This is a genomic window from Gordonia sp. 852002-51296_SCH5728562-b (assembly GCF_001665475.1).
GTDB classification, from domain to species: Bacteria; Actinomycetota; Actinomycetes; order Mycobacteriales; family Mycobacteriaceae; genus Gordonia; species Gordonia sputi.
Genome location: NZ_LZMI01000041.1, coordinates 71,042 through 82,720, shown reverse-complemented (window position 1 = coordinate 82,720; position 11,679 = coordinate 71,042). Strand labels below are relative to the sequence as shown.

General features: G+C 66.1%; 8 protein-coding genes and 1 pseudogene. 7 read left to right on the top strand and 2 right to left on the bottom strand.

Annotated elements, in window-relative coordinates; genetic code table 11:
• Positions 1-126: 126 nt before the first annotated feature.
• Positions 127-1,236 (top strand): annotated as a pseudogene (locus tag A5766_RS07835) (acyl-CoA dehydrogenase family protein); the annotation flags it as partial.
• A gap of 45 nt (positions 1,237-1,281) precedes the next feature.
• The gene (mmsB, locus tag A5766_RS07830) at positions 1,282-2,151 is read left to right on the top strand and encodes a 3-hydroxyisobutyrate dehydrogenase (protein WP_005206542.1); all 870 of its coding nucleotides are present in this window, start codon (positions 1,282-1,284) and stop codon (positions 2,149-2,151) included.
• Between the two features lie 506 nt (positions 2,152-2,657).
• On the opposite strand, the gene A5766_RS07825 is transcribed toward mmsB, so the two are convergent.
• A complete protein-coding gene (locus A5766_RS07825) occupies positions 2,658-3,161 on the bottom strand; it encodes a MarR family winged helix-turn-helix transcriptional regulator (RefSeq protein WP_005206543.1) in 504 nt (167 codons plus the stop codon).
• A gap of 70 nt (positions 3,162-3,231) precedes the next feature.
• On the bottom strand, positions 3,232-3,879 hold the full coding sequence (locus tag A5766_RS07820; protein ID WP_005206544.1) for a TetR/AcrR family transcriptional regulator: 648 nt from the start codon (positions 3,877-3,879) through the stop codon (positions 3,232-3,234).
• 262 nt (positions 3,880-4,141) lie between these two features.
• Here A5766_RS07820 and A5766_RS07815 point away from each other — a divergent pair, with 262 nt between their 5' ends.
• The 5 genes from A5766_RS07815 to atzF all read left to right on the top strand — a co-directional run bounded on the left by A5766_RS07815 (position 4,142) and on the right by atzF (position 11,507).
• Complete coding sequence (locus A5766_RS07815) at positions 4,142-5,707, top strand: amino acid permease (protein ID WP_051993878.1); 1,566 nt, start codon at positions 4,142-4,144, stop codon at positions 5,705-5,707.
• Between the two features lie 133 nt (positions 5,708-5,840).
• A complete protein-coding gene (locus tag A5766_RS07810) occupies positions 5,841-6,692 on the top strand; it encodes an urea amidolyase associated protein UAAP1 (protein WP_005206546.1) in 852 nt (283 codons plus the stop codon).
• A gap of 383 nt (positions 6,693-7,075) precedes the next feature.
• Positions 7,076-7,744 (top strand): urea amidolyase associated protein UAAP2, encoded by a 669-nt coding sequence (locus A5766_RS07805; protein ID WP_064864915.1) that lies wholly within the window; start codon positions 7,076-7,078, stop codon positions 7,742-7,744.
• A gap of 26 nt (positions 7,745-7,770) precedes the next feature.
• On the top strand, positions 7,771-9,825 hold the full coding sequence (locus A5766_RS07800) for a 5-oxoprolinase/urea amidolyase family protein (protein ID WP_064904180.1): 2,055 nt from the start codon (positions 7,771-7,773) through the stop codon (positions 9,823-9,825).
• Positions 9,822-11,507, top strand: a complete 1,686-nt coding sequence (atzF, locus tag A5766_RS07795; protein ID WP_064904178.1) for an allophanate hydrolase — start codon at positions 9,822-9,824, stop codon at positions 11,505-11,507. The genes A5766_RS07800 and atzF overlap by 4 nt, the downstream gene beginning before the upstream one ends.
• Positions 11,508-11,679: the final 172 nt, after the last annotated feature.

Genomic DNA, 11,679 nt, shown 5'->3' with positions numbered 1-11,679 from the left:
GGTTGGGGGGTCACCCGGGGGGCCCCGTTGCCCCCCCCCCCCTTTTGCCGTGGGCCCCCCCCCCCCCCGCCCGCCCCCCCCCCGGGGGGGGGCCCCCCCCCCCCCCGGGGCTCCCCCCCCCCCCCCGCCGCGGCGTTCGCGGCCAAAAGGCTTGCGCCACATGCCCTCGAGTGGGACTCGACCAATCACTTCCCGGTCGAGGAGTTGCGTGAGGCGGCTCAACTCGGGATGGGCGCCATCTACTGCTCCGAGGATGTCGGCGGAAGCGGGCTGCGTCGACTCGACGGCGTGCGGATCTTCGAGCAGCTCGCCTACGCCGACCCCGCGGTCGCCGCATTCCTCTCGATCCACAACATGTGCACGTGGATGGTCGACAGCTATGGCACCGATGAGCAACGCGCGCACTGGATTCCGCGCCTGGCTAGCATGGAGACCATTGCGAGCTACTGTCTGACAGAGCCGGGCGCCGGTTCCGACGCCGCGGCGCTGTCGACCCGCGCGGAGAAGGTCGGCGACCATTATGTGCTGTCCGGTGTCAAGCAGTTCATCTCGGGAGCAGGGTCGTCGGATCTGTACGTAGTCATGGCGCGCACGGGTGGCGACGGTCCGAAGGGCATCTCGACGTTCCTCGTCGAAAAGGGTTCCGACGGGCTGAGTTTCGGCGCGCAGGAACACAAGATGGGGTGGCACGCGCAGCCGACGGCGCAGGTCATTCTCGACGAGGTGCGCGTGCCCGCCGGCAACCTGCTCGGTGAGCAGGAGGGCATCGGCTTCGGCATCGCGATGAACGGGCTCAACGGTGGAAGGCTCAACATCGCGGCGTCGTCTCTCGGTGGGGCCCAGGCTGCCTTCGACAAAGCGGCGTCGTACGTCGCGTCGCGAAAGGCGTTCGGGAACAACCTGATCGACGAGCCGACGATCCGCTTCACCCTTGCCGACATGGCCACCTCGCTGCAGACCTCCCGCCTGATGCTCTGGCACGCGGCGTCGTCTCTCGACGCGAATGCGCCGGACAAGGTGGAGCGGTGCGCAATGGCGAAGCGATATGTCACCGACGCCTGTTACACCGTCGCCGACCAGGCGCTGCAGCTCCACGGCGGCTACGGCTACCTCACCGAATACGGCATCGAGAAAATCGTCCGCGATCTGCGCGTGCACCGCATACTCGAGGGGACCAACGAGATCATGCGCGTCGTCGTGGGTCGGTCGGTGGCCGCACGGTTCCGCGAGGCCTGACCAATCCACTCGACCACACACACTTCAACACAGGGAGAATCGACAATGACGACGATCGCCTTTCTCGGACTCGGCAACATGGGCGGCCCCATGGCCGCCAACCTCGTCAAGGCCGGACACACGGTGCACGGGTACGACCCCGTCCCCGAAGCGGTCAAGACCGCCGAAGCCGCAGGTGTGCAGACCTTTCCGACGGCGGTCGAAGCGGTCGCCATCGCCGAGGTTGTGATCACGATGCTCCCGAGCGGAGCCATCGTCAAAAAGCTCTACGACGAGATCTTGCCCGCGACCGCCACGGGCGCGCTGCTCATCGACAGCTCGACGATCTCCGTCGCCGATGCACGCGAGATCAATTCGCGCGCAGCAGATCACGGTTTCGCACAGGTCGACGCCCCGGTCTCGGGCGGCGTGAAGGGCGCGGTCGCCGGCACGCTGGCGTTCATGGTCGGCGGCACCGAGGAAGCGTTCGTCGCCGCACGGCCGACGCTGGAACCGATGGCGGGCAAGATCATTCATTGCGGCGACTCCGGAGCGGGTCAGGCGGCCAAGGTGTGCAACAACATGCTGCTCGCCGTCCAGCAGATCGCGGTCGGCGAGGCGTTCGTGCTCGCGGAGAAGCTTGGCTTGTCCGACGACGCGCTCTACGACGTGGTCACCGGCGCGACCGGGAACTGCTGGGCGATCGAGACGAACTGCCCGGTCCCGGGCCCGCAGCCGACGTCGCCCGCGAACAACGACTTCAAGCCGGGCTTCGCCACCGCGCTGATGAACAAGGACCTCGGCCTCGCGCTCGACGCCATCGCCGACACCGGTTCGCGCGCGCCCCTGGGCGAGCACGCCGCCGCCCTCTACCGCGCCTTCGCCGAACAGCACTCCGACCAGGACTTCTCGGCGATCATCACGACGCTGCGCTGACCACCCTCGCTGGTCGAGCTGAACCCGCTGGTCGAGCTTGTCGAGACCACTCGCCGCCCGAGCCCTACCCGCTGGTCGAGCTGACCCTCGCTGGTCGAGCTGACCCTCGCTGGTCGAGCTAACCCGCTGGTCGAGCTTGTCGAGACCACGCCGTCGGCGGCGCAACCCGCTACGGCCGCGGATCAGTATGACGCGCAGCCCGAAATTTGTGTCGTATCGGAAGATGTGGGTGCTGCAGCACACAGATCCTTCGGTTCGACACATATCTAGCCTGGCCGGGCTGCTGCTGTGTATACGGGTCGCAAGGTCTAGCTGGAGCCGGGGTGCGTACACAATCGTGACGTGAGCGGGGGGCCGAGGAGATTATTGTCTTGGCGTCGCGCTGACGACCGAGTTGTGTACGCGCGCTGCGGGTGTGGTGGTTTGGTGGGCGTCGGGCAAGGTGTCGCGGGCCCCGAGGCGGCCGATCCAGTTCGGTCGGGCGCCCGGTCCGGGTCAATCCAGGCTCAGAAGTCGCCGGCGTTGTGGCGCAGTTCGTGGATCGCGTCGACGAGTCCTGCGATGTGTTCAGGGGGCATCCCGACGTCGGCGAACACCTCGCGATTGAGGGTCGACGTCGCGTCCTCGACCGTCGAGCGGCCCAGGTCGGTGATCTCGACGAGCGTGGTGCGACCGTCGGTGGGGTGGGGGAGGCGTCGAACGAGCTGTGCCTCCTCGAGGCGTCGGATCGCATGGGTGACGCTGGTGACGTGCACCTGCAGGCGGTCGCTGGCTTTGGTGATGGGCAGCGCGCCGTTGCGCGAAAAGGCAAGCAGCCGAAGCAATTCGTAGCGCGAGAAGGTGAGATCGTATGGGCGGAGCGCTGATTCGACGCGGGCCAGCAGGATCTGGTGGGCTCGCATCACGGACGTCACCGCGACCATCCCGTCTGCGACGTCGCCCCAGCCCGCCGACGTCCAATTGGCCTTCGCCTCGGCGATCGGGTCGAACTCCATGCTGTGCCCTGCCATGGATGTCAGCCTATCTGCCGCCGACAACCTCGGAAGCTGCCCGGTGTCCGCGCGGCGACACTTTCAAACCTCAGGCGCGGCTCTCGTGCGTGAGCAGCATCTCGATCGCGCCAACAATTGTGTCGACGAGGTCGGCGGCGGTGCGGCCGTCGAGTTCGTCGCGCTGTTCGTCGGAGCGGAGCATGATCATCGATTCGACGAGGCGGAAGGGGAGCAGGCTGCGGGTGTCTGCGGGGTCGTCGAGCACGGCGGCGGCAAGGGTTTCGTAGGCGGCGGCGAGTTCGCTTCGCGCTGTGCGGAATTGGGCGTAGCGGTCGTCGCCCACCTCCGGAAGTAGGTACAGCGAACCGAGGTTCCAGCGCTCGTCGACGAGTTGCGCGGCGTCGAACCGGGCAAGGTCGAGGAGTCGGTCGAGGGGGGCGCGGTCGTCGTCGAGCAGTTCTCTTGCGCGCTCGAGAGATCCGACGACGGTGGCGTCGAGCAGCGCGGCGAGGATGTCGTCCTTGTTCTTGAAGTAGTGATACATCGACGCCTGGCGGATGCCGACGGCCTCGGCGATCATGCGCGTCGACGTCCCCGTGTAACCGTGGCGGCAGAAGAGTTCGGCTGCGGCGTCGAGGATTTCCTCACGCGCGGTGGCTCCTCGTCTGCGTTGTTCGACGAGGCGCGGTCGGCCGGGGCCTGCCGCCACTCGGCCCGACCGGGACGCAGTACTCATTCGGAAGCTCTTTCATTCGTGCTGGGGCGTGGGTTGCGGCAAGTTCATCATCGAGTCTAGTCCGCCCAAATCGCCGGAATCTCGCGGTCAAAAGCGATCCGCGCTGCGCGGAAGTGGAGTGACCTGGGCTGCGTAACACGCTCGTAGCGTGAGTTTCCATCCCGGCAACATATCTGTCACTCGATAGAAAAAGCGCAGGCGTTATCTATCAACTGGCAGATAAACCCGCTCAATGTGGAGCCTCACCACGAAGGAACTGACGATGACCTCCACCGCACAACCCGACTCAAAGGCTCCCGACGGCACCTCGCCGACGAGCGACGTCGACGACGCCGACTCGCTCGCCCAACTCGGTTACAAGCAGGAGTTGCACCGCGGCATCGGAGGATATGCCGCCTTCGCCTCCGGCTTCTCGTTCGTCTCCATCCTCACCACCGTGTTCGCGCTCTTCGCGCTCGGCTTCGGTCTGGGCGGACCCGCGTTCTTCTGGACCTGGCCGATTGTCTTCGTATGCCAATTCTGCGTGTGCCTCGTCTTCGCGGAACTCTCCGGGAAGTTCCCCGTCGCCGGTGCCGTCTACCAATGGTCTCGACGCCTCGCCGGTGACGGAGTCGGCTGGTTTGCCGGCTGGTTCATGCTCGTCGGTTACATCGTGAGTGTGGCGGCACTGGCCATCGCGATGCAGAGCGTGCTTCCCGAGATCTGGTCGGGCTTCCAGTTCGTCGGCGACGACACGAGCCTCACGTCGGTCTCGGGTGCAACCAACGCGATCATCCTCGGCACCATCACGATCATCGGCTGCACGATCATCAGCGGCGTCGGGGTGAGCTTCATGGGCAAGATCACCGTCACCGGCGTGACCATCGAGATCATCGGCGTCGTGGCGCTCGTCGTTGCGATGTTCATCAAGGCGGAACGCTCCCCGGCGGCGGCGATCGCGAACACCGGTGAACACGGACACGGCTTCGGTTACTTCCCGGCCTTCCTCGCCTCGATGCTCATGGCCTGCTACGTGATGTACGGATTCGACAGCGCCGCAGAGCTTTCCGAGGAGACCAAAGATCCTCGACGCACCGCGCCGAAGGCGATCATCAACGCGCTACTCGTCTCGTTCGTCGGCGGAGGTCTGATGATCATCGGTGCGCTCATGGCCGCTCCGTCGCTCGGTGCGCCGGAACTCTCCGCTCAGGGAATCGCCTGGGTCATCACCTCGCAACTCAACACCGTCCTCGGTAAGGCGCTGCTGATCATCGTCGCGATCTCGATCTTCTCCGCGACTCTCGCCATTCAGGCGTCGGCATCCCGAGTGATGTTCTCGATGGCACGCGACAATCGCCTCCCGTTCGGCTCGGCACTGGCAAAGGTCAACCCGCGCACCGGAACTCCCGTCATCACCGGCATCGTCGTCTCGGCGTTGGCGATTCTGATCTTGCTCGTCAACCTCGGGCAGGCAGGCGTCTTCGCCGCGATCACCAGCGTGTCGGTGGTCATCGTCTACCTCGCCTACCTGATGGTCACCGTGCCCGCACTCATCCATCGCCTGCGCGGAACCGAATTGAGCCACGGCCGACCGGTTTTCGGCCTCGGTAAGTGGGGCATCCCGGTCAACATCGTCGCCGTCGTCATGGGCGGTCTGTTGATGGTGAATATCGCCTGGCCTCGCGCGGAGGTCTACGACCCCGACGGCGGCAACTGGGTACTCCAGTACTTCGCGATCCTCTTCGTCGCAGCGACGCTGATCGTCGGATTCCTCGCGTACCTCAAGGTCAAGGGCCAGCCGGGAGCGCCGGAACCCGAAGACGCACTCGTCGGACGCAAGCGCTCGTAGCGATTGCCGCACTACCGATCAACTGATAGATTTGTCAACCGAGCGACGACGCCCTGCCGGACTCTTCGAATCCGTGCAGCCGACCACCGGGACGACCCGGAACCTCGCCAGCTCATTCTCGAAGGACGTCGACATGACCACCTCGACCACCACCTCTACATCCTCCACCGCCGGTGCCCGTGCGCATGCTCGTGCACAGGCGGGAGCGATCACCGACTCCATGCCCGTGGTGCCCGCCACCGACTGGCCGACGACGATCACCGACGTCGACTCGTCGACGCTCACCTGGGCCGAGACGGTTCCCGGCGGCAGGTACACCACCAAGGTGCTCGCCCGCGGGAACCGAATCCGATTGCGCGACATCACCGGTGACGCGTGCGCGCACCTGCTCCTGTGGCGCGTCGACGCCCCGTGGGAGCGCCTGAACGTCGCCGACACCGTCAAGGTGCCCTGGCAGGCCTACCTCACCACCGGCCACCCCCTGCTGAGCGATCAGGGCAGGGTGCTCGCCACCATCGTCGACGACACCAGTGCGCGCCACGACGCGCTCACGGGCACAACCACACTCGCCGACAATGCCGCCAAATACGGCCACGGAGAGGCATATTCGACGACTCCCGCGGGGCGTGAGCTTCTCAAACTGGCCGCCGCCAAGAACGGCTTGACGCCCACCGATGTGGCGCCGTCGCTCTCGCTCTTCGAGGGAGTGAAGGTCGACGAGGAGGGATCGTTCGAGTTCCAAGGGAGCGCGGGCGCGGACAAGAGCGTCGACCTGCTTCTGCACCTGCCGTGCATCGTGGCGATCGCCAACACCGCGCACCCGCTCGACCCAAGCGCGGAGTTCCGCTCGGGGCCCCTCGAGGTGCTCGCCTGGCGTGCGACCGACGACCTCGACGCGCTGCTCGCCGACGTCGCCGACCGTGACCCCGAATACCAGCGAGCCGTGGCCAACAGCGAAGACGTCTACGGCGCAACACGCTTCTGACGCCAAGTGGTTTCGACTCGGGTGCTCGCTTCGCTCGCGCCCGGCTCAACCAGCGGAATGCCAGTGGTTTCGACTCGGGTGCTCGCTGCGCTCGTGCCCGGCTCAACCAGCGGAACCGTTGAGCAGCCGCGAGGACGAGCCGTCTCCCCGCTGGTTGAGCAGCCGCGAGGACGAGCCGGTCTCCCCGCTGGTTGAGCAGCCGCGAGGACGAGCCGGTCTCCCCGCTGGTTGAGCAGCCGCGAGGAACGAGCGGTGTGTCGAAACCACCTCACCCCGCGAGGACGCGCCGTATCCCCGCTGGTTGAGCAGCCGCGAGGTACGAGCGGCGTGTCGAAACCACCACCCATCCCCGAACTACACACATCCGAACGCAAGGACCACTGATGACCACCACGATCAACCCCACCACCGCCCCGGCGGCCGACCTCGCGCTCGTGCCCGGCGACGTCATCTACGACGGCATCGTCGCTGAGCGCGCTCCCTGGTCGGAAGTCGTTGCCGCGGGCGATGTTGCGACCATCGTCGACCTCCACGGCAACCAGGCCGTCGACACGCTGTTCTTCGGCGGCCACGACCACTCGGTCCGCTACTCGGCGCAGACAACCATTGCCGCGCAGGGGAACATCTTCCTGACCACCGGCACGGTGATCCGCGACCAGGAGTCGCAGCCGATGATGACGATCGTCGCCGACGAGGTCGGCAATCACGACACCCTCGGCGGCGCGTGCTCGCAGGAGTCCAACACGCTGCGCTACGGCCATCACACCAAGCACCAGCACGCGTGCGTCGAGAACTTCCTCATCGGTGGCTCACGACACGGCCTCGGCAAGCGGGATCTCGTCGGCAACGTCAACTTCTTCATGAACGTGCCCGTCGACCCCGACGGCGCACTCGGGATCGTCGACGGCCTGTCCGCGCCCGGCAAGCGCCTCGCGCTGCGCGCCGAAGTCGACACTCTCGTGCTCGTGTCCAACTGCCCCCAGATCAACAACCCCTGCAACGGATTCGACCCGACTGCCGTCCGCGTGATCGTCACGCGGCCGCGGGGCTGACCGAGTACCGACCGCCAGGAGACGAGATGAACAGCCAGACAACACAGTTCGACGGCATCGAGGTGCTGCGCGCCGGACCCATGACCACCATCCAGGATTGGCCTGGCCGCGTCGGCTACTGGAAGGTCGGTGTCCCGCCGTCGGGTCCGATGGACGACCTGTCCTTCAGGTTGGCCAACATGGCCGTCGGAAATCCGGTCGATGCCGCGGGACTCGAGGTGACGATGCTCGGACCACGCCTGCGTTTCTCGACGTCGGCAACTGTTGCCGTGACCGGCGCCCCGGTCCAGTTGACTCTCGACGGAGTCGTTGTGCCCCAATGGGTCCCACTCACGGTGCCCGCGGGCGGCGTGCTCGACATCGGAGCCGTGGGTTCCCTCGGACTGCGCGTGTACATCGCGATCTCCGAGGGTGTCGAGGCGGAGGAGTATTTGGGCAGCCGTTCGACGTTCACGATGGGCAAGTTCGGCGGACTCGACGGTCGCGTCCTTTCCGACGGTGACATTCTGGCGCGGGCGGGTCTCCCGACCGTGAACTCGACGCGGATTCTCACCGAGGAGCAGCCGGCGTTCACGAACGCATGGCAGCTCGGGGTGACGGTCGGACCGCACTCGGCCCCGGAGTTCTTCACTCCTACCGACATCGCCGAGATCATGGGCACCGACTATCAGGTGCACTTCAACTCCGACCGCACGGGGATTCGCCTGGTCGGCCCCAAACCGCAGTGGGCACGGACCGACGGCGGCGAGGCGGGGCTGCATCCGTCGAATATCCACGACAACGCGTATTCGGTTGGAGCACTGGACTTCACCGGCGACACCCCGATCCTGCTCGGCCCCGACGGACCGAGTCTCGGCGGGTTCGTCTGTCCGGTGACGGTGACGGCGGCGGAGCGATGGAAGCTGGGGCAGCTCAAGCCCGGTGACACGGTGCGGTTCGTCGCGGTCAAGGCGGCAGAGGCGGCGTCGCCCGCAGAACTGGGTCTCGCACGCAGAGCGAGCTTCGTCGATGTCCTTTCTCGCGGAGGCGATCCCGACAGCGGAATTCTGGGAACCACGACGACGGCCGACGGCACCACATCGGTGACCTACCGCCGCAGCGGCGACGACAACATCCTCGTCGAGTACGGCGAGATGCGCCTCGACCTCGCGCTTCGTGCCCGCGTGCATGCGCTCGCCGAGCGGATTGAAGCGGAGAACCCCGCGGGCCTTGTCGACCTGACACCCGGAATCAGATCGCTTCAGGTGAAAGCAGATCCGACGAAGTGGTCGCAGCACGCCATGCGGGACTGGCTCATCGAGTGTGAGAGTCAGCTCCCGGCAGCGTCGGAACTCGTGGTACCCAGCCGCACAGTGCATCTGCCGCTGTCGTGGGATGATCCAGCCACGCGTGAGGCGATCGAACGGTACATGCTCGGCGTCCGCTCCGATGCTCCCTGGTGTCCGTGGAACATCGAGTTCATCCGACGGATGAATGGTCTCGACTCGGTCGACGACGTACACCGGATCGTGTTCGACGCCGACTACCTCGTTCTCGGTCTCGGAGACGTGTACCTCGGTGCGCCCGTGGCGGTTCCGCTCGATCCGCGGCATCGACTGGTCACCACGAAGTACAACCCGGCACGTACCTGGACCCCCGAGAACGCTGTCGGCATCGGGGGTGCCTACCTCTGCATCTACGGTATGGAGGGGCCCGGCGGCTACCAGTTCGTCGGCCGCACGACGCAGGTCTGGAACCATCGCTATCCGCAGCAGGCTCCGGGATTCGATCCCGAACATCCCTGGCTGCTGCGCTTCTTCGACCGCATCAAGTGGTACCCGGTCGGCGCCGACGAACTGCTGGACATGCGGGCCGACGTCGCGGCTGGCCGCGGCGACAGCGTGCGCATCACCGAAGGCACCTTCTCGCTGGCAGAACACGAGCGCTTCCTCGCCGACAACGCCGACGCCATCGCCGCATCCCGCTCGACGATGGAGTACGCGCGAGCCGAAGAGCGTGAACGATGGTCTCTGGCAGGAGAGTTCACGACGACCGAGCAGAACGAGGCCGGCAACTCCAATCCGAAGGGGAAGGTCGCATGACGAAGATCGACGATATCTACGCCGCGATCCGCGACGCCGATCGGCCGGAAGTGTTCATCACGCTTCGTCCGCAGGCCGACGTCGCACGCGACTACCAGCAGTCTCTGGCGAGCGGTGGATCGCTGGCCGGAGTGACTCTCGCCGTCAAGGACAACGTCGACGTCGCGGGATTGCCCACGACGGCAGCGTGTCCCGGCTACGCCTACGTGCCCGACGCGGATGCGCCCACGGTTGCCGCGCTGCGCAAGGCAGGCGCTGTCGTCATCGGAAAGACCAACCTCGACCAGTTCGCCACCGGCCTCGTCGGAACCCGCAGTCCCTATGGCGCCGTGCGTGATTCGCGGCGACCCGATCGGATCTCCGGCGGGTCGAGTTCCGGGTCGGCGGTTGCCGTCGCGCTCGGTTTCGCCGACATCGCGATCGGTACCGACACCGCCGGGTCGGGTCGTGTCCCGGCGGGTCTGCAGGGGATCGTCGGCGTGAAGCCGACCGTGGGGGCGCTCTCCACCGTCGGAGTCGTGCCCGCGTGTGCCGACTACGACGTCCCGACTATCTTTGCCGCCGACCTCGACCTTGCGAACCTCGCCACCGGAGTGATGGCAGAGGCAACTGGTGAGCGACCATTCGACAGAGCGACCCGATTCGCGGCACCCGAGGCCCCGGTCATCGCGGTGCCCGCCGAACTCCCCGAACTCGACGATCGCTGGCGTGGCGCCTTCAGTGACGCGGTGGCCGCGGCCGAGGCTGCCGGCTTCACGATCAAGACCGTCGACCTCACGCCCTTCCTCGCCGCGGCACGACTGCTCTACGACGACGCTCTCGTCTCTGAACGATACGACGCTGTCGGTGAGTTCATCGACAGCGCAGCAGATTCCGACGACGTCGGTCTCGATCCCGTTGTGGCGCAGATCGTGTCGAAGGCATCCGGTTACACCGCGGTGGATCTGCTCCGTGCTCGACGTCGACTCGCAGAACTCAGGGCGCTGGCGATGGACCAGTGGGGTGATGCGACAGCACTGATGGTGCCGACGGCGCCGTTTCATCCACGAATCGACGAGGTCGTCGCAGACCCGATCGGCGTCAACAGTCGGATGGGTACCTACACCAACTTTTGCAATCTGTTCGATCTGTGCGGGTTGGCGGTCCCGGCAGGCGTCGTCGACGAGGCCGACGGAACCCGATCCCAGTTCGGCATCACGCTCCTCGCGGGTGCACACGAGGACGCCGTTCTCATCGATCTTGCTCGGCGACTGCGGGTTTCGCCGACCAACTCCCGTGATAGCGCATCCTTGACCATGCCGACGTGGCCCGAACGTGTCGCGCCATCGGTCGAGTTGGCCGTATTCGGTGCACATATGGCGGGTGGACCGCTGACGCACGAGCTCAGCGGTCGTGGCGCGCGCTGGAGTAGGGAAGTACGCACAGCGCCGTCGTATCGCCTTGTCGCACTGGACACGACGCCGCCCAAGCCGGGATTGATCCGCGACGTCGGTGCGGGTTGTGTCATCGAGGGGGAGAGCTGGGTGCTGTCGCCGGCCGCTCTCGGGGAGTTCCTCGCCGCACTGCCGCAGCCGATGATGCTCGGCAAGGTCGAGCTCGCCGACGGCGACTGGGTGGTCGGATTCGGATGTGACGCGCAGGCCGGGGAGTCGGGCCGCCCGCTCGAGCGCACGCGGCGGTGAGCCGCCGACGAGCAGACGTTTGCGGCGCTAAATTGTGAACGGTCGTGCGCTGAAAGATGTTCTCTCCCGGCGCATTCTGGCAAGTCGTTGAACGGACTCCTCAACGCAGTCAGCATTCGAGCGTTTTCCTGAAATCGTCCGCTCTGGGTGAACTGTGGTGATTCAATCCTCC

Excerpts from the sequence above, each read along its gene's own strand:
- A5766_RS07800 (WP_064904180.1), top strand. The coding sequence starts at position 7,771 with ATGAACAGCCAGACAACACAGTTCGACGGCATCGAGGTGCTGCGCGCC.
- atzF (WP_064904178.1), top strand. The coding sequence starts at position 9,822 with ATGACGAAGATCGACGATATCTACGCCGCGATCCGCGACGCCGATCGG.
- A5766_RS07810 (WP_005206546.1), top strand. The coding sequence starts at position 5,841 with ATGACCACCTCGACCACCACCTCTACATCCTCCACCGCCGGTGCCCGT.
- A5766_RS07805 (WP_064864915.1), top strand. The coding sequence starts at position 7,076 with ATGACCACCACGATCAACCCCACCACCGCCCCGGCGGCCGACCTCGCG.
- A5766_RS07815 (WP_051993878.1), top strand. The coding sequence starts at position 4,142 with ATGACCTCCACCGCACAACCCGACTCAAAGGCTCCCGACGGCACCTCG.
- A5766_RS07820 (WP_005206544.1), bottom strand. The coding sequence starts at position 3,879 with ATGAGTACTGCGTCCCGGTCGGGCCGAGTGGCGGCAGGCCCCGGCCGA.
- mmsB (WP_005206542.1), top strand. The coding sequence starts at position 1,282 with ATGACGACGATCGCCTTTCTCGGACTCGGCAACATGGGCGGCCCCATG.
- A5766_RS07825 (WP_005206543.1), bottom strand. The coding sequence starts at position 3,161 with ATGGCAGGGCACAGCATGGAGTTCGACCCGATCGCCGAGGCGAAGGCC.